The 17,155-nt window shown below is 70.9% G+C and carries 14 protein-coding genes; 10 read left to right on the top strand and 4 right to left on the bottom strand.

The window, feature by feature from the left end:
- Positions 1 to 116: 116 nt before the first annotated feature.
- From Pmi06nite_RS25600 to Pmi06nite_RS25570, 7 genes are all read left to right on the top strand, one after another.
- Positions 117 to 1,682, top strand: coding sequence for a flavin monoamine oxidase family protein (locus Pmi06nite_RS25600; RefSeq protein ID WP_239114200.1), 1,566 nt, complete (start codon positions 117 to 119; stop codon positions 1,680 to 1,682).
- A 1-nt stretch (position 1,683) separates the two neighbouring features.
- Positions 1,684 to 2,208, top strand: a complete 525-nt coding sequence (locus Pmi06nite_RS25595; RefSeq protein ID WP_203955654.1) for a YbaK/EbsC family protein — start codon at positions 1,684 to 1,686, stop codon at positions 2,206 to 2,208.
- A 105-nt stretch (positions 2,209 to 2,313) separates the two neighbouring features.
- Positions 2,314 to 4,440 carry a serine/threonine-protein kinase gene (locus Pmi06nite_RS25590; RefSeq protein ID WP_203955653.1) on the top strand — a complete coding sequence of 709 codons (2,127 nt, stop codon included), beginning with the start codon at positions 2,314 to 2,316 and terminating at the stop codon, positions 4,438 to 4,440.
- Positions 4,441 to 4,451: 11 nt separating this feature from the next.
- Positions 4,452 to 6,419 (top strand): serine/threonine-protein kinase, encoded by a 1,968-nt coding sequence (locus Pmi06nite_RS25585; protein WP_203955652.1) that lies wholly within the window; start codon positions 4,452 to 4,454, stop codon positions 6,417 to 6,419.
- Positions 6,420 to 6,442: 23 nt separating this feature from the next.
- The gene (locus Pmi06nite_RS25580) at positions 6,443 to 7,783 is read left to right on the top strand and encodes a serine/threonine-protein kinase (protein WP_203955651.1); all 1,341 of its coding nucleotides are present in this window, start codon (positions 6,443 to 6,445) and stop codon (positions 7,781 to 7,783) included.
- A 284-nt stretch (positions 7,784 to 8,067) separates the two neighbouring features.
- Complete coding sequence (locus tag Pmi06nite_RS25575; RefSeq protein ID WP_203955650.1) at positions 8,068 to 8,847, top strand: electron transfer flavoprotein subunit beta/FixA family protein; 780 nt, start codon at positions 8,068 to 8,070, stop codon at positions 8,845 to 8,847.
- 11 nt (positions 8,848 to 8,858) lie between these two features.
- The gene (locus Pmi06nite_RS25570) at positions 8,859 to 9,812 is read left to right on the top strand and encodes an electron transfer flavoprotein subunit alpha/FixB family protein (protein WP_203955649.1); all 954 of its coding nucleotides are present in this window, start codon (positions 8,859 to 8,861) and stop codon (positions 9,810 to 9,812) included.
- 122 nt (positions 9,813 to 9,934) lie between these two features.
- On the opposite strand, the gene Pmi06nite_RS25565 is transcribed toward Pmi06nite_RS25570, so the two are convergent.
- On the bottom strand, positions 9,935 to 11,134 hold the full coding sequence (locus Pmi06nite_RS25565) for an MFS transporter (protein WP_203955648.1): 1,200 nt from the start codon (positions 11,132 to 11,134) through the stop codon (positions 9,935 to 9,937).
- Positions 11,135 to 11,274: 140 nt separating this feature from the next.
- Entirely contained in the window at positions 11,275 to 11,766 is a 492-nt protein-coding gene (locus tag Pmi06nite_RS25560) for a TetR/AcrR family transcriptional regulator (protein ID WP_203955647.1), read from the bottom strand.
- 106 nt (positions 11,767 to 11,872) lie between these two features.
- Here Pmi06nite_RS25560 and Pmi06nite_RS25555 point away from each other — a divergent pair, with 106 nt between their 5' ends.
- Positions 11,873 to 13,042: a cysteine desulfurase family protein gene (locus Pmi06nite_RS25555; RefSeq protein ID WP_203955646.1), complete on the top strand. Its 1,170-nt coding sequence runs from the start codon at positions 11,873 to 11,875 to the stop codon at positions 13,040 to 13,042.
- Positions 13,043 to 13,089: 47 nt separating this feature from the next.
- Here Pmi06nite_RS25555 and Pmi06nite_RS25550 read toward each other — a convergent pair whose 3' ends face one another.
- Positions 13,090 to 14,130, bottom strand: coding sequence for a DUF695 domain-containing protein (locus Pmi06nite_RS25550; RefSeq protein ID WP_203955645.1), 1,041 nt, complete (start codon positions 14,128 to 14,130; stop codon positions 13,090 to 13,092).
- A 102-nt stretch (positions 14,131 to 14,232) separates the two neighbouring features.
- Between Pmi06nite_RS25550 and mnmA the strand changes: the two genes are divergently transcribed.
- Complete coding sequence (mnmA, locus tag Pmi06nite_RS25545) at positions 14,233 to 15,318, top strand: tRNA 2-thiouridine(34) synthase MnmA (protein ID WP_275409604.1); 1,086 nt, start codon at positions 14,233 to 14,235, stop codon at positions 15,316 to 15,318.
- 24 nt (positions 15,319 to 15,342) lie between these two features.
- Here mnmA and Pmi06nite_RS25540 read toward each other — a convergent pair whose 3' ends face one another.
- Complete coding sequence (locus Pmi06nite_RS25540) at positions 15,343 to 15,975, bottom strand: MBL fold metallo-hydrolase (protein ID WP_203955644.1); 633 nt, start codon at positions 15,973 to 15,975, stop codon at positions 15,343 to 15,345.
- Positions 15,976 to 15,994: 19 nt separating this feature from the next.
- On the opposite strand from Pmi06nite_RS25540, the gene Pmi06nite_RS25535 reads away from it, so the two are divergent.
- A complete protein-coding gene (locus Pmi06nite_RS25535) occupies positions 15,995 to 17,080 on the top strand; it encodes a methionine synthase (protein WP_203955643.1) in 1,086 nt (361 codons plus the stop codon).
- The last annotated feature ends 75 nt before the right edge of the window (positions 17,081 to 17,155 follow it).

The raw sequence follows: 17,155 nt of genomic DNA, 5'->3' as shown, positions 1-17,155 counted from the left end.
ATCTGGAAGGTTTGCATGATCACGCTTGCCGATGTGGCGGGTGGGACGGGATGTGCGAAATGCATGATCGCGTCCGATGAAATGCCAGGTCAAGCGGGGTACTCCGGAGTGCGCGCATGAGCATGCCCAAGGGTGACGGGATCTCACGGCGGGCCCTGCTGGTGGGGCTCGGCGTCGCCGGCGGGGCGGGGGCCATGTACGCGGCCATGGGCGCTCTCGGCCTCGCCCCCGACCGACAGGAAGACGACTACGCCCCCCCGCAGCGCTCCGACTTCGCGTTGAAGGGGAGGGCGGCCGCCAAGGTCGTGATTCTCGGCGGCGGCGTGGCGGGCCTGGCGACGGCCTACGAACTCGGTAAGGCCGGCTACGACTGCACGGTGCTGGAGGCGCGCGACCGGGTGGGCGGGCGCAGTTTCACCATCAGGGGCGGCGACCGGGTGTCTGAGCTCAACGGCGAGACCCAGGAGGCCCGGTTCGGCGACGGCGTCTACTTCAACGCGGGTCCCGGGCGCATCGCCCAGTGGATGGTCACCCTCGACTACTGCCGCGAACTGGGCGTTCCCGTCGAGGTGTTCGTCAACGACAACCCCAACGCCTACCTCTACAACCACGGGATGAAGGCCCCCGTCCGGGCCCGCACGGCACGGGCCGACACCTACGGGTACGTCAGCGAGCTTCTGGCGAAGGCCACCGACAGGGGTGCGCTCGACAGGACGGTGACCCGGGCGGACAGGGAGGTGCTCCTCGACTTCCTCTCGGAGTTCGGGGCGCTCAACGACGAGCACGTCTACTACGCCTCCGACCGCCGGGGTTACCAGAAAGATCCCGGAATCGACGCCGGAACGCCCCTCGGCCCGGTGCCGTCCCTCTCCGAGGTGCTCCGTTACGGTCTCGGCCGCACGGTGGCCTTCCCCTTCGGCTACGAGCAGTCCATGCCGATGTTCCAGCCCGTGGGCGGGATGGACGCCATCGTGCGCAAGCTCGCCGACGCCGTCGGACACGACCGGATCAAGACCTCGACCCAGGTCACGAAGATCTCGAACACGCCGGAGGGCGTCGACGTCGTCCACAGTGGCGGATCGATCACGGCGGACTACTGCGTCGCGGCTCTGCCGCCGCACGTCCTCGCCCGCATTCCGGGCAATCTCGATGCCCAGGTGCTCGGCGCGCTGCGGACACCCACGCCGTTGTCCGCCGGCAAGATCGCATTCGAGTACCGCCGGAGATGGTGGGAGACCGACGACCGCATCTACGGGGGCATCACCGAGACCGACCTCGACATCTCGCACATCTGGTACCCGTCGTACGGGTTCCACGGTGCTCGCGGTCTGGTGGTGGGCTACTACAACCTCAATGCCGAAGCGGACTCCTACGCGGCGATGAAGCACGCGGATCGGCACCGCCGGGCGATCGAGAACGGCGTGCGCATCCACGGGGACAAGTACCGGACCGAGATGCTGAGCAGCGTCTCCATCGCATGGCGCAGGCAGCCGCACATCGAGGGCGCCTGGGTGGGATGGCCCTCCTACGGCCCCGAGTTCAAGCTGCTGCAGGAGCCCGCGGGCCGGGTCTACTTCGCCGGGGACTGGCTCACCCACCTCATCGCCTGGCAGGCGGGAGCCCTCGGGTCCGCCCGTAAGGTGGTCACGGACCTGCACCAGCGCGTGTTGAAGGAGGGCTGAGATGCCGCTCGAATGGACTCCTGCCGTGGACAGGCTCGACCTGGTCGCGGACCCGGTGGCCAAGGCGATCTCGGAGGCGAAGTCGCCGGGCCCGGCGCTCAGCGTGGCGGAGATCGATCCGGAACTGGCGGACACGGCCGCGTTCTGCGAGCGCTACGGCGTCGCCCTGGAGGACTCGGCCAACTGCGTGATCGTGGCGGCCAAGCGGGGCGGCGAGACGCGGTACGCCGCCGTCATGGTGCTGGCGACCCAGCGCGCCGACGTGAACGGAGTCGTCCGCCGGCACCTGGACGCCCGCAAGGCGTCGTTCGCCCCGCAGGCGGACGCCGTGGCGATCACCGGGATGGAGTACGGGGGCATCACGCCCATCGGATTGCCCGCCGACTGGCCCGTCCTCGTTGATGAAAATGTGACTCGTCGCTCATTCGTGGTGATCGGGAGCGGCGTTCGGCGGTCCAAGCTGGGGCTTTCCGGAGAAGCGCTGGTCGAGGCGACCGCTGCGGAGGTCATCGCGCTCACTCTGTGACGATTAGTGGGAAACCACTTACCATTCTGTGGCGTTGTGCTTACTAGGAATGTGGCGCGATGGTTCACTCATGGACGGTGTTTTAGTCGGTATGGTGCTTAGGCCATGAATCAGGACGACCGACTGGGCCCATACCGGCTGCTGAAGCGGCTCGGAGAAGGCGGCATGGGTGTGGTTCACCTCGCCCTCGACGCCCGCGGCAGGCAGGTGGCCGTCAAGGTCCTGCGCCCAGAGGTGGCAGGGGACGACGTCGCGCGCAGAAGGCTGTCGCGCGAGGTCGAGACCATGCGCAGGGTGCGCGGCTCGCACATCGCCGAGGTCGTCGACGCCGACGTGACCGGGCGGCGGCCCTACATCGTCACCCGCTACGTCCCCGGCCGGGCCATCGACGAGATGGTCAAGCAGGACGGCCCTTTCTCGCTCGACGTCCTGCTCAAGGTGGCCCGCGGCGTGGCGGAGGCCCTCGTCGCCGTGCACGCCGCCGGAGTGATCCATCGCGACCTGAAGCCCGGCAACGTGCTCATGCTCGACGAGGAGCCGGTGCTGATCGACTTCGGCATCGCCCAGGCCGTCGACGCCACCCGGCTCACGCAGACCGGGATGTTCATCGGCACCCCCGGCTACCTGGCGCCCGAGATCATCGAAGGCCAGGAGGGCGGGTCCGAGGTCGACGTCCACGCCTGGGCCGGCACGCTGCTGTACGCCGCGACCGGCCAGCCGCCGTTCGGCAAGGGCACGCTGGAGATGATCTTCTTCAACATCACCTCCGGCAAGGCGAACGTGGAGGCCGCGCCCGAACTGCTCCGGCCCGTGTTGCGGGCCGCCTTCCACCGGGACCCCGCGAAGCGGCCGGCGGCGGCCGAACTGCTTCAGTGGATCGATCGTCTGACGCCGCGCCGCACCGGGTTCACCCCTCCCGACGAGATCTCCACCGTGGCGGAGGTCGATGAGGGCCGGCCGTCAGGTGTATCCGGTCCTTCCGGGCGGCCCGGGCACGCGACCGCCCCTACTCCCTCTGCTCACTCCGTTCCGTCAAGGCCGCGGTGGTCACCGCCGTCGCCCGCGCAGCCCCCGTCGTCCTCGCCGGGAGTGCCTCCGGTCGTCACTCCACCGGCGGCCGCGGCCGCGCCCGTCGGGGAGTTCGTGTCGCTTCTCGACGATGGCCCCGCCGCCCAGCAGGGCGACCCGTTCCCCACCGTCCGGGTGACGGGGGAGGACCTGCGCAAGGCCGGCCTCCCGTCCGGCCCGACCGGCCGTCCCAGCCCCTCGGGCGGGCTTCCGGCCGAGGGGGACATCCCCACGAGGAGGGTCACCTCCGAGGAGCTCCGCGAGGCGGCCAAGCCCAGCCAGGCCTTCTACGAGCAGGCTCCCGGCTCCAAGCCGGCGGAGGCGTACGAGCGGGCGCCCCGGGTCCAGCAGCAGCACCCGGCGTCGTTCCCGCCGGCCGTCCGGGTCCCCCCGCACGAAGTGCCCCCTCACGGCGCGCCACCCCACGGGGTTCCCCCGTTCAGGGCGGCCCCGCACGTGGCGTCACCCGCCATGGGGACCCCGCACGCGGGCGTGCCGGGCACGGCGGGCACGATGCCGTCCGCCCGGGTGGCTCCATCGACGGGCGGCGCGCTGCTGCAGCGATCCAAGGCCTACGGCGTGGCGAGCACGATGCTGCTGATCGCCATGACGGGCCTTGCGGTGATCGCGCCGCTGCGGGTGTGCCTGATCGCCCTGCCCGCGGTCATCCTGCTGAGGGCCGCCGACCTCGCGCAGCCGCGCCTGAGCAGCCGCCGGCCCGCGGGCGCCGCCGCCGCGGACGTGGTCCGGGTGCTGGCCGAGCCGGCCTCGCTGATCAAGTCGATCGGCATCACCGCACTGCTCGTGCCGCTCGCCGCGGTGCCGGGGGCGTTCGTGATGGTGCTGCTCACCTTGCTGGCGCGGTCGATGCCCGAATCCGCCGCGTGGGGCTGGGGCGTCGCCGTAGGCTTGCTGATCGTCTGCGCCGGGCCCGGAGTTCAGGGCCCCGGCCGGCAGATGCGGCGCACGCTTGCTTCGCTGGCGCCGGGCGGCGCGGCCGCGGTGAAACTGGCCTGGGGGGCCGGCGTCCTCGCGGCCCTGGTGGGGCTGGTCGCGCTCACCAGCGTCATGGGTAGACCAATAGCAGGGCACTTGTGGGGTCCCGTCGACGTTCAACCTGTGCATGAACGTCTGACGGAGCTTTACGGGACGGGGTATCGGTGACGGGGGACGACATGTCGGCTACTGAGGCTCCGGAACGAATCGGTCCCTACCGGCTGTTACGCCCGCTGGGCGAGGGCGGCATGGGAGTCGTCCACCTCGGGCTGGACGTCGAGGGGCGCGAGGTGGCCGTCAAGGTCCTGCATCCTCATGTGGCCTCCGACCTCAAGGCGCGCGACCGTCTCACCCGCGAGGTCGAGACCATGCGCCGCGTCCGCAGCGGGCGGGTGGCCGAGGTCCTCGACGCCGACCTGACCGGCGCCATGCCGTACATCGTCACCAGGTACGCGCCCGGCCGCACGCTGGAGCAGGCCGTGCAGGAAGACGGGCCGCTTCCGGACCGGGAGATCATCCGTCTCGCCCGGGGGCTGTGCGAGGCGCTCACGTCCATCCACGCGGCGGACGTCATCCATCGCGACCTGAAGCCCGCGAACGTGATGCTGGTCGGCGGCGAGCCGCTTGTCATCGACTTCGGCATCGCGCACCTGGTCAACGCCACCCGGCTCACGCAGACGGGGATGTTCGTCGGCACGCCCGGATATCTGGCCCCTGAGATCATCCGGGACTCGGAGATCACTCAGGCGGCCGACGTGCACGCCCTGGCGGCCACGGTGTTCTTCGCGGCGACGGGCAAGCCGCCGTTCGGCACGGGCACGTTCGAGGCGGTCTGCTTCCGCATCCTCGAGGGCAAGGCGAACGTCGACCAGGCGCCGGCGTGGTTGCGGGCCTGGCTCAGGCTCGCCCTGGCCACCGAGGTCGGATCCCGGCCGTCCGCCGGGTCGTTGCTCAGGCTCACCCAGACGCTCGACCCATCCGTGACCGCGCTGCACGAGAACGCGCAGGACGGCGGCACCCGGGTGCTCGGGGCGGGCGGCAACGGGCGCGTCCCCGACGGCACGAGGGTCCTCGACGACGACATCACCTGGCCGGGGCGTCCGGAGCGGCGCCAGGGACCGGACGCCTCCGACGACAGTTACTCCGACCTGCTCCCTCCGGTGAACTACGTCAGGCAGGAGCGCCCGCGCCGCGAGCCGCCCGGGCCGCGCCAGGCCCCGCCCGGCTACGGAACGGCGCAGCCTCAGCAGCCGCAGCCTCACCAACTGCAGCCTCAGCAGCCGCCTGCCTACCAGCCGGCGCCGTACCAGCCCGCGCCGTACCAGCCGGCCGCTTATCGGCCGTCGGCCGGTCAGCCGCCGCCACCGCAGCCCGACCAGCGAGTGGCCGGATATCCGGACCCGCGGGCGACCGTCCCGCCGCCTGGGCAGGCGGCGGGCGGAGCGTCCACGCAGTCCCGGCCGCAGGCGGGCGAGCAGCACAAGACTCCCTATCGGGGCAGCCATCCGCTCGTGTCGGCGTCTCTGCTCGTCGCGCTGGTGGCTCTGACCTGCATCCTCCCGGTGACCATGGCCCTGGTCGCCGTCGCCCTGTCGGTGTGCCTGCGCGTGGCGCACTACCTCTTCGAAGGTGTCGCGGAGCGACGGTCGATCCGGGGCAACAGCGGCGCCGACCCTCTTCTCGCCGTGGTCGGGGCGCCGTGGGCGCTGATCAAGGCCGCGCTCATGACCGTGGTCCAGGTGCCGCTCGCCGCGATGTTCGCCGTGTGCGCGTGGGGCGGTCTCTATTACCTCGGGGATCTGAGCACCGACCGATCGGCCGCGTACGCCGTCGCCGCCTTCGTGGCCGGGCTGTTCCTCCTGCCCGGAGGCGGCGCGCCGCGCAAGGCCGTCGCGAGGACGCTGAGCTCCTCCATCCGCAGCCCGGGCGCCGCCATGGTCGTCACGATCGCCGTGGGCGCACTGGCGTTCTTCGCCGTGCTGACGGCGATGTCCGCCAGCCCCGTCTGGACGCCGTGGCGGCCGCCACACGAGGTCATCACCGAGTTGACCCGGCAGGGCAAGCAGACCGTCGCCAACATCGTGAGCGGTCTGTTCGGCGATCTCCTGGACAAGCTCGGGCTCGGGTTCCTGAGCTTCTGGAACTGACGCGCCGGCACGGAGGGAGCGGGATGAGTTCGCAGGAAGACCTCGGCTCCTATCGCCTGCTCTCCTTGCTGGGCTCCGGCGGATTCGGCGAGGTGCACCTGGCGCTCGACGCCGGGGGGCACACCGTCGCGGTCAAGGTGCTCCATCCCCATGTCGCGTCCGACGCCTTCGCGCTCACCCGGCTCGCCCGCGAGGTCGAGACGATGCGCCGCGTGCGCGGGCCTCACATCGCCGAGGTCCTCGACGCCTCGCTGACCGGGCCGCGGCCCTACATCGTCACCCGCTACGTGCAGGGCCGCCCGCTCAACACGGTGATCGCGTCCGACGGGCCGGTCCGGGGCGACGAGCTCGTACGGCTCGCGCGGGGGCTCTCCGAGGCCCTCGGGTCGATCCACGCGGCGGGGGTCGTCCACCGGGATCTGAAACCGGCCAATGTGATCATCGCCGACGGCGAGCCGTACGTGATCGACTTCGGGATCGCCTGCGCGCTCGAGTCCGCCTCGGTCACGGCGTCAGGGGCCGTGATCGGCACGCCGGGCTACCTGGCTCCCGAGGTGCTGGAGGGGCGTGACGCCGGCCCGGAGGCGGACGTCTTCGCCTGGGCCGCGACCCTGGCGTTCGCCGCGGCGGGCCGCCAGCCGTACGGGACCGGACCGGCGGCGGCGGTCGCCTACCGGGTGGTCCATCGCGAGCCGGACCTGTCCGGTGTCCCCTCCTGGCTCGGCCCGCTGCTCGCGGAGTGCCTGCGGACCGATCCGGAAACCCGGCCGACCGCGCCGCAACTCGCCGCACGTCTCGGAGCGGCCGCCCCCGCGGTGGCCGAGCCGGCCGAGTCCCGTGGCGCGGGCAGACGACCGGCCCAGTCCGCCCCGCTGTACTCGAGTGAGCTTCCGCCCTTCAACGGATACGCCGATCCGGGCCCGCCGCGTGGACGGCACCCGCTCGACCACCGGGACGCCGAGGTGACCTCCGTCGGCGGGATCAACGATGCGCGGACCCAGGAGTGGCGGCCCACCGCGAAGAAGCGATCGATCGAGGACGTGCGAGCCCGGCATCGCCAGAAGCTGCACCGCCGCTGGGTGATCGGTTCGAGTCTGGTCATCGGGCTCTTCGCGGCGGCGGCCCGGCAGTACGTGCCCGAGGTCTCGCTCCTGATGCTCGTGCTGTACGGCATCGGGGTCGTCACCGACGCCGGGCTGGGGCTGCTCGCGAGATCGCGCTCCCGCGTGCTCGTGGACGTCATGGGCGGCGTCGGCGTCGTGGCCGTTTGGGCCCTGCTGAGCAGCCTGTTCAGCACGACGACGCTGCTGCTCGCCGTAGGCACCGTCCTGTTCCTGCTGATCGCCCTCGTCGTCGCCAGTTGACGGCGGCCGCGTGGGGGCGGCTTCAGGTTCTGGAATAAAGTTCGGTATCGTGGCGGGAGCGGACTTCCGGGTATGAGCACGGTCACGTCGCCCGTGCCCGGAGGTTTGCGACCAAGCTACCGATGGGTAACATGGCGCCTGGGGACCAGGGAGAACTCCGGGCCACCCGCTGTCATCGGGCTTTCGAGCTCCTGGCAGTCTTGCAAGACGTGCGCGTACCCCCACGGGCGCGTCCGATAAATCGCGGCGTCAGCCGTACGGAAAGGGGAGGTCGGCCACCGGCCATGAACATCGTCGTCTGCGTGAAGCAGGTCCCCGACACGGCGACCGAGCGCAAGCTGAGGTCCGATGACAAGACGCTCGACCGCGACGCCGCCGACGGCGTCGTCAACGAGCTCGACGAGTACGCCGTCGAGGAGGCGCTGCGACTCAAGGAGGCTCACGGGGGTGAGGTGACCGTCCTTTCCATGGGCCCGGCCAAGGCCACCGAGACCATCCGCAAGGCGCTCGCGATGGGCGCCGACAAGGCCGTCCACCTCAGCGACGACGCGCTGCGCGGGTCGGACGCCCTGTCGACCTCCTACGCCCTGGCGGAGACGCTCAAGAAGATCGGCTTCGACCTGGTGATCCTGGGTTCGGAGTCGACCGACGCCCGCACCGGCGTGCTCGCCGCGATGCTGGCCGAGCGGCTGGGCACGCCTCAGCTGACCCTCGCCAACAAGGTCGAGGTGGACGGATCGGCCATCGCGATCCAGCGGGTGACCGACTACGGCTACGACAAGGTGGAGGCCTCGCTGCCCGCCGTCGTGTCCGTGGTCGAGAAGATCAACGAGCCGCGGTACCCGTCCTTCAAGGGCATCATGGCCGCCAAGAAGAAGCCGGTCGAGACGCTCGCCATCGGCGACGCGGAGATCTCGGCCGACCAGGTCGGTCTGGCGAGCGCGTGGAGCGAGGTCGTGGACTTCGCGGCCGCGCCGCCCCGTGCGGCGGGCACCGTCGTCAAGGACGAGGGCGACGGCGGCGTCAAGGCCGCCGAGTTCCTCGCGTCGAAGAAGTTCGTCTGAGGGGCGTCGAGATGAGTGAGATTCTGGTGCTCGTCGAGCACGCCGACGGTGACGTCAAGAAGGTCACCCTCGAACTGCTGACCCTGGCGCGGTCGCTGGGCGAACCGTCCGCCGTCTGGGCCGGCCCCGGTTACACCGACGCCGCGAAGGCCAAGCTCGCAGAATACGGCGCGGGCAAGATCTACGTGGCGGAGAGCGAGGAGATCGCCGACTACGTCGTGGCTCCGAAGGCCGAGTTGCTGGCCAAGCTCGTGTCCGAGGCCTCGCCGGCCGCGGTGCTCGTCGCCGCCACGGCCGAGGGCAAGGAGATCGCGGGCCGCCTGGCCATCAAGACCGACTCCGGTGTGATCACCGACGCGGTGGGTCTGGGCGAGGGCTTCGTGGCCGACCAGTCGATCTTCGGCGGTGGCGTCAACGTGCGCAGCCGCGTGACCAAGGGCACGCCGATCGTGGCGGTCCGCCCGAACTCCACCGCTCCCGTGGCCGAGCCTGGCGCGGGCGCCGAGGAGAAGGTCGAGATCGCCCTGTCGGACGCCGCTCGCGGAGCGAAGGTCGTCGAGCGGGTCAAGCAGGAGAGGGGCGCCCGTCCCGAGCTCACCGAGGCGGCGATCGTGGTCTCCGGTGGCCGCGGCGTCGGCTCCGGCGAGAACTTCTCGATCATCGAGAAGCTGGCCGACTCGCTCGGCGCGGCGGTCGGCGCCTCGCGTGCCGCCACCGACGCGGGCTGGTATCCGCACCAGTTCCAGGTCGGGCAGACGGGCAAGACGGTGTCGCCGCAGCTCTACGTCGCGGCCGGCATCTCCGGTGCCATCCAGCACCGGGCGGGCATGCAGACCTCGAAGACCATCGTCGTGATCAACAAGGACTCCGAGGCCCCGATCTTCGAGATCGCCGACTTCGGCGTCGTGGGCGACCTCTTCCAGGTCGTCCCGCAGTTGACCGAAGAGATCGAGAAGCGCAAGTAGCCGGCGCGAATAGTCAGCAGCGCGAGCAGACGCAGGCACTGACGGGAGCGGCGCCGCACGACACGTGCGGCGCCGTTTCCGCTTCTCCGGGCCCATCCCGTACGGCTGTCGCCGTGCCATGGTCAGGCGGCGATCGCCATCGGCTCCTCCTCCAACTCCGTCAGCGTCTCCGTCCCGAGGACCACCGGCAGCGGCTTCGGCAGGAAGCGGGCGGCGCCGGCCACGAACAGGCCGAGCACGACCGCGGTCGCCATGGCGGCCCGCAGCGAGGTGAGCGAGGACAGCAGGCCGATCACGACCGGACCGAGGAGCAGGCCCGCGTAGCCCATCGCCCCCGCCTGGGCGATCGCCGGACCGGGGTTCGCCGTCGCCGTGCCCGCAAGAGACAGGGCCATCGGCGAGATCGTCGCCACGGCCATGCCGACGAAGATCATGGCGCCTACGGCGGCGAGGGCGGACGGGGCGGCGACGACCAGCAGGAACGTGGTCGCGGTCGCTCCACCGGAGAAGAGGATCAGCCCGCGTGCGCCGAACTTGCCGCGGAGCCGGTCTCCGGAGAGCCGGCCGAGCAGCATGCCCGCCTCGAAGGCCGGGTAGCCGAGTGCGGCGAGCGCCTCCGGGGCGCGGAGCGTGTCGAGGAGGTAGAGCCCGTTCCAGTCGGCGACGATGCCCTCGATCATGAACGCGCCGAACGTGATCGCACCGAGAAGGTAGATCACACCGGGCAGCCTCTTGCGGGAGTGACCCGGCTCGGGCGTGGTGGCCGGGTCCGCCACGTAGGTGCGGCTCAGGACGGCCACGACGGGGAGCGAGATCAGTGCGATCACCGTCAGGTGGGCGGTGAGCGACAGATCGGCCGCGATGGCGACGGTGCCGACGAGCCCCGCCGAGATCGCGCCCACGCACCAGCCCGCGTGCATGCCGCTCATCAGCGAGTGACCGTAGGCCTGCTCGACCGCCGAGCCCTGGGCGTTCATGGCGACGTCCACCGCGCCGAAGGCCATTCCGAAGGCGGCGGTGGCCAGCACCATGAGCGGGAAGGTGGGGGCGAAGGCGACGAGCACCAGCGAGACCGCGCAGAGCGGGGCCGCGATCCTGAGGACGCCGCGGCTGCCGACTCTCGCCATGACCACCCGCATCGCCTGCATGCTCAGCAGCGCGCCGACGCCCCAGGCGAGCAGGGCGACGCCGACGGACGACTCCGGTAACCGGAGCCGGTCCGCCAGCGCGGGAAGGCGCACGGTGAACGTTCCGCACATAAGGCCGGCCAGGACGAACGTGAGGACGGCACCGTAGCGGGCCTTCCTCAGGGCGCGGGTCATCACGGGTTCCTTTCCAGGGTTTCCGAGTCGGGTGAAGCGGGCAGACAGAAGCCGGTCGCCCTTACCGGTTGACTTGCCGGAAGGGGCGACCACCAAAAAGGGATCAGAAAAGAGCTCAGAAAAGAGCCCGGCAAAGGGGCTCAGAGCAGGGCGAGAAGTCCCTGCCGGACCGCTCCGTAGTCGACGATCGCGGGACAGTGGGTGGCGACCTCCCAGACGCCCTCGCACGCCAGCCGTACGATCTGGGACGTCTGCGGATGAGGCTCGTCGTCGAGGCCGTGCCGGTGCCAGCGGGCCATCGCCTCCCGCAGTGGTGCGAGGAGCGCCGGATCACCCGCCGCCCCCGTCACCACGGCCCAGCGTCTGAGCCTGCCGGTCTCGATGGCCTCGAAGGTCGCCTTCAGATAGGCCCTTGTGTACGTGCTCTCGTGCTGTGCCTCGATCATCGCGTCGAATTCGCCGATGAGGCGCTCGATCATGGCCTTGATCAGGGCTTCCTTGCCCGAGAAGTGATAGAGGAGACCGCCCTTGCTGACGCCGGCACGCTCGGCCACGGCGGCCAGCGTGAGCCCCTGGGACCCCTGGTCCTCCAGCAGGCATTCCGCCGCGTCGAGTAGCTCGTCCCTCCTCATGGCCGTTACTGTACCGGCTGGACGGTTAAGTAGCCAAATCCGGGGATGGAGCGTCGCCGAACCCCGGATACGCTTGGTTGGCTGAGGTAAGGAATCTGGAGGGGCCGTGGGAACTGCGTATCTGGACCATGCCTCGACCACCCCCATGCTTCCCGAGGCGCTCGAGGCCATGACCGCGCAGTTGGGGCAGGTGGGCAACGCCTCCTCCCTGCACGCGACAGGCCGGCGCACCCGCCGTGTCGTGGAGGAGTCCCGGGAGACGATCGCGAGCGCGCTGGGGGCCCGGCCGAGCGAGGTCGTCTTCACCGCCGGCGGCACCGAGGCCGACAACCTGGCGATCAAGGGGTTGTTCTGGGCCAGGAAGCGGCCGAGGGTCCTGGTCAGTGCGGTGGAGCATCACGCGGCGCTCGACCCCGCCCATTGGCTGGCCGAAAACCACGGTGCGACGGCCGAACTCCTCGAGGTCGACGAGCACGGGCGCGTGCACCCCGACACGCTTCGCGCCGCCATCGAGCGCGACCCGGAGGGCGTCGCCCTGGTGAGCGTGATGTGGGCCAACAACGAGGTGGGAACCGTACAGCCGATCAAGGCGCTCGCCGCGATCGCGCACGAATACGGCATCCCGTTCCACACCGACGCCGTGCAGGCGGTCGCCCAACTCCCCGTGTCGTTCGCCGAGTCGGGCGTCGACGCGATGACGGTCTCCGGGCACAAGGTGGGCGGTCCCATCGGCGTCGGCGCGCTGCTGCTGGCACGCGGCGTCGACCCGGTGCCGGTGCTGCACGGCGGCGGGCAGGAACGCGACGTCAGGTCGGGCACGCTGGACGCCCCCGCCATCGCGGGGTTCGCGGCCGCCGTGCGCGCGGCCGTCGACCGCCGCGCCGACACCGCCGAGCGGCTGTCCATCCTGCGCGACGACCTGATCTGCCGGGTGCGCAAGGCCGTCCCCGACGTCATCGTGAACGGTCATCCCACCGAGCGGCTGCCGGGGAACGCCCACTTCTCCTTCCCCGGCTGCGAGGGCGACGCGTTGCTCATGCTGCTCGACGCCAGGGGAGTGGAGTGCTCGACCGGATCGGCCTGCTCGGCCGGTGTGGCGCAGCCGTCCCACGTGCTCCTGGCGATGGGGCAGGACGGCGCCCGCGCCCGCGGCTCGCTGCGGTTCTCCCTCGGCCACACTTCGACCGTGGCCGACGTGGAGCGGGTGGCCGAGGTCATCGGCATGGTCGTGGAGCGCGCCCGCCGCGCCGGGCTCACCTCGGTCTCCGGAGGCTGAGCCGGGCCCAGATCAGGGCAGGCCAGGTCAGGTCAGGTCAGGTCGGGTCAGGTCAGGAAGTGCGCGACGGCGCTCCAGGACGGATCGTCGGACACGTCGACGCGCGCCCGGCCCTCCGCCCAGCTCAGGACGAGTTCCTTGATCACGAGTGCGGCGTCGCTCGACGGGTCGGCGTAGACGTGCAGCACGCGCGTGCCCCCGGTGCTCAGATGCGCGGCCAGCACGGCCGAGCCGAGCTTGTCGAGCCGCTCGCCGAGACGCTCCTCGAAGGCGCGCAGCGCCGGCAGGGACGCCCCGGACGGCTGCCCGTCCCCGTCCGCGTGTTCGTACGGCAGGCTGATCGCGATGTGCTGGTCGAAGAGCGGATGGTCGACCGGGCGCAGGGGGTAGCGGGCCGCCACCGTCAGACGGGCGCCCTGTGCGGTCTGGCCTTCGAGCACGGCCCACTGGTCGGCCTTGAAGCCGTCGGCCACGTCGGCGACGACGGCGGGAAGGTGGATCGCGGGGATGGCGTCGATGGGTTCGAACTCGGCCGCGACGATGTCCCCCACCCAGCGGGCGACCTCGTCCTCGCCCAGGAGCCAGTCGAGGGCGAGGAGGGTCGTCTCCAGCCGGGTCTCATCATCGATATCGGGAAATATCGGGTGAAAGGCGGAAACGTCGACCCGGGCCGTGCCCGGAGGAACGCGCAGGCCCAGCACCAGCCGGTCGAGGCCGAACTCCCTGCCGGCGACGTCGACGGCCATCTCGGCCGCCCTCGGATTGGCCTGGCGGGACGGGTGGAACTCCCAGAGATCGTCCGCCGGGGGAGCGGCCAGGGCCCACCTGTGCGCGAAGGAGCGCAACTCGGGATCGCCGGACGCGCTGACCACGAGGGCGTGCCGTGCCGTCCGGCCTGGTGCGATTTCCCAGATGAGGGCCGGATCAAGGGTGGTGACGGCGGCGCCGACGAGCTCGGAGAGCGCCTCGGTGTCCTCCGCCTCGATGTACGCGTCGATCTCGGGGCGGGTCTGCCGCCACCAGGTCCAGAAGTCCGCGATGGCCTCGGCCGGATCGACCGGCTGGCTCTTGCGCCCGAACAGTCGCATGACCCTGAATCCTCGCAGGTCGATCATCCCGGTGCCAACGCGGGCGCGAGAGCCGTCGGCGGCGGCGGATCAGCCCTGCCGTACGGGTAATCTCGAAGTGTTATGAGTTCCACTCAGAGGCTTCGCGTGCTCGCCGCCATGTCCGGCGGCGTGGACTCCGCCGTGGCCGCCGCCAGGATCGCCGAGGCGGGGCACGACGTGACCGGCATCCACCTTGCGTTGTCGTCGAATCCCCAGTCGTATCGGACCGGGGCCCGCGGCTGCTGCACGCTCGAGGACTCCCGTGACGCCCGGCGGGCCGCCGATGTGATCGGCATCCCGTTCTACGTCTGGGACATGGCGGAGCGGTTCCACCACGACGTGGTGGAGGACTTCGTCAACGAGTACGCCGCGGGCCGCACGCCCAACCCGTGCCTGCGCTGCAACGAGAAGATCAAGTTCGAGGCGGTGCTCGACCGCGCGCTCGCCCTCGGATTCGACGCCGTCGCCACGGGCCATCACGCACGCCTTTCGGACGGGGTGCTCCGGCGCAGCGTCGACGAGGGCAAGGACCAGTCGTACGTGCTGGGGGTGCTCACGCGAAAGCAGCTCGCCCACGCGATCTTCCCTCTGGGCGACTCCACCAAGGCGGAGGTGCGGGCGGAGGCCGCTCGCCGGGGGCTCGCCGTGGCAGACAAGCCGGACAGCCACGACGTCTGTTTCATCGCCGACGGCGACACCCGCGCGTTCCTGTCCGAGCGCCTGGGCGCGTCGGAGGGGCCGATCGTCGACGCGCTCACGGGCCAGGTGGTCGGGAGCCACGAGGGCGCCTTCGGATTCACCATCGGCCAGCGCAAGGGGCTGCACATCGACCGCCCTGCCGGCGACGGGCGGCCGCGTTACGTGTTGTCGATCGAGCCGGTCTCCAACACGGTCACGGTCGGTCCCCGGACCTCCCTGGAGGTGCGCGGCATCGTGGGCGAGCGGCCGGTGTGGAACGGGCCCGTGCCCGAGCCGTACGAGCCGATCCGCTGCACGGTCCAGTTGCGCGCGCACGGTGAGGTGTACGGCTGCCGCGCCCAGCTGTCCGGCGACCTGCTGCACATCGAGCTCGACACCCCGGCCACGGGTGTCGCGCCGGGCCAGGGCGCCGTGCTCTACGACGGCGAGACCGTGATCGGGTCGGCCACGATCGCCTCGGCCGTCTAGGACGGCTCGACTAGGACAGCTCGTCTAGGACAGCTCGACCGACTCGCCGATGGGGACGCGGCGGAAGTCGGCCTTCTGGCTGTCGGCCTCCATACCCAGGAAGTTGTCGATCAGCATCAGGCCGATGTCGTTGGCGAGGCCGTCGTGCGTGGAATACGCGCGGCCGGGGCGCACGTCGCGGAGATACTGGACCGTCTCGGCGAGCTTGACCCAGGGCCCTGTCGTCGGCACGAGCAGCGTGGGCACGTCGACTCCGGGAACGGTCAACGCGTCACCGGGATAGAAGACCTCCTCGTCCACCAGGAAACCGACGTTCTGGATGGGATCCACGCCGGGCAGGTTGACGGCGTGCCATTCGCCGATCACCTTCACGTCGAACCCGGCGGTGCTGAAGGCGTCGGTGTTCCGTACGACCTGGACCTTCGCCGGGATGTCGCCGAGCTGGTCGGCGACCGCCTGGCAGGTCCAGATCTCGAGACCGGCCGGCGCGCCCTTCAGCAGCTTCTCGTCCACATGGTCGAAGTGCTCGTGAGTGATCAGAACCGCGTCGGCTCCGTCGAGCAGGCCCTCTCCGCTGAAAGATCCCGGGTCGATGACGACCGTCGAACCGTCCTTCTCCAACCGCCAGCACGCATGGCCCAATTTGGTGAGTTTCATAGTCCCTAAGCTAGTCCTCGTGAATGACTATCCGTGGGGCGAGGCCACGGCCACAGGCGTGGGGTCGTATCCCGAAGAGGATCACCTCGCAGCCCTTCGTGTGGCCTTCGACGAGTTGCCCATGCCGTATCTGCCCGAGCTTCCCGCGAGGGGCGTCGGCGCGGACATGATCGGCAGGGGTGCCGCGCTCCTGGTGGAGATGCCCGTCGAGGTGCAGCCCTCTGGATGGCGGTTCGCCGACAGGCCGGGGCGGGACGCGAAGCGCGCCCGCGACCATCTGATCCGTGACCTCGACGGGCTCGAGGAGTCCACCCAGGGCTACGAGGGCCCTCTGAAGATCCAGGTCTGCGGGCCGTGGACCCTCGCGGGGGCGATCGAGCTCAGGTACGGGGACAAGGTGCTCGCTGACGCGGGAGCCGTACGGGATCTGACCGACTCTTTGGCGGAAGGGCTGGCCAGGCACGTCGCCGACATCCGCGGCCGGGTGCCGGGAGCGCGCCTCGTCGTCCAGCTCGACGAGCCGGGGCTGCCCGGGGTGCTCGCGGGAACCGTGCCGACGGCGTCGGGGTTCGGCCGTCTCCGTGCCGTGGAGCCGGTGATCGCCCGCGAGCATCTCGCCACCGTCCTTTCGGCCGTCGCGCCCAGCCCGCCGCGCCCCGGCACACAGGCGTGGCTCGAAGGCCCGCGGACGGAGGAGACGCCGGAGGGCGAGACGGGGTCCGGGGTCTTCCCGATCGTGCACTGCTGCGCGCCGGGCACGCCGTTCGAGCTGCTCCGTACGGCGGGCGCGCGCGGCGTGTCCGTGGACATGTCGTTGTTGCGCCACCGCGACGAGGACGCGATCGGTGAGGCGATCGAGGCCGGCACGGCGCTGTTCCTGGGAGTCGTGCCCGGCACCGACACCCGCATCCCCGATGCGGGGGTGATCGCCAAGCCGGCGATCGAGTTGTGGCGGCGGCTCGGGTTCGATCCCACACTGCTCGCCGGGCAGGTCGTGCTCACGCCCGCGTGCGGGCTCGCCGGAGCCTCTCCGCGGTACGCCAGGGCGGCCCTGGCCGCGTGCCGGGAGGCGGCCAAGGTGCTCAGGGACGACCCGGCGCAATAGCCGCGTGGCGCGTCCGCCGTGCCCACGTCTGGCGATGGCGCGCGGCGCCGATGGAAGATGCCTGAAGAGATGTCG

This window comes from Planotetraspora mira (genome assembly GCF_016863275.1).
Lineage (GTDB): Bacteria > Actinomycetota > Actinomycetes > Streptosporangiales > Streptosporangiaceae > Planotetraspora > Planotetraspora mira.
Note: the sequence above shows the minus strand (reverse complement) of the source record. Positions and strands in the feature narration are given on the sequence as shown.

Coding starts and splice junctions, on each gene's coding strand:
- Pmi06nite_RS25590 (WP_203955653.1), top strand. CDS start 2,314: ATGAATCAGGACGACCGACTGGGCCCATACCGGCTGCTGAAGCGGCTC.
- Pmi06nite_RS25600 (WP_239114200.1), top strand. CDS start 117: ATGAGCATGCCCAAGGGTGACGGGATCTCACGGCGGGCCCTGCTGGTG.
- Pmi06nite_RS25595 (WP_203955654.1), top strand. CDS start 1,684: ATGCCGCTCGAATGGACTCCTGCCGTGGACAGGCTCGACCTGGTCGCG.
- Pmi06nite_RS25550 (WP_203955645.1), bottom strand. CDS start 14,130: ATGCGACTGTTCGGGCGCAAGAGCCAGCCGGTCGATCCGGCCGAGGCC.
- mnmA (WP_275409604.1), top strand. CDS start 14,233: ATGAGTTCCACTCAGAGGCTTCGCGTGCTCGCCGCCATGTCCGGCGGC.
- Pmi06nite_RS25570 (WP_203955649.1), top strand. CDS start 8,859: ATGAGTGAGATTCTGGTGCTCGTCGAGCACGCCGACGGTGACGTCAAG.
- Pmi06nite_RS25575 (WP_203955650.1), top strand. CDS start 8,068: ATGAACATCGTCGTCTGCGTGAAGCAGGTCCCCGACACGGCGACCGAG.
- Pmi06nite_RS25585 (WP_203955652.1), top strand. CDS start 4,452: ATGTCGGCTACTGAGGCTCCGGAACGAATCGGTCCCTACCGGCTGTTA.
- Pmi06nite_RS25560 (WP_203955647.1), bottom strand. CDS start 11,766: ATGAGGAGGGACGAGCTACTCGACGCGGCGGAATGCCTGCTGGAGGAC.
- Pmi06nite_RS25540 (WP_203955644.1), bottom strand. CDS start 15,975: ATGAAACTCACCAAATTGGGCCATGCGTGCTGGCGGTTGGAGAAGGAC.
- Pmi06nite_RS25565 (WP_203955648.1), bottom strand. CDS start 11,134: ATGACCCGCGCCCTGAGGAAGGCCCGCTACGGTGCCGTCCTCACGTTC.
- Pmi06nite_RS25580 (WP_203955651.1), top strand. CDS start 6,443: ATGAGTTCGCAGGAAGACCTCGGCTCCTATCGCCTGCTCTCCTTGCTG.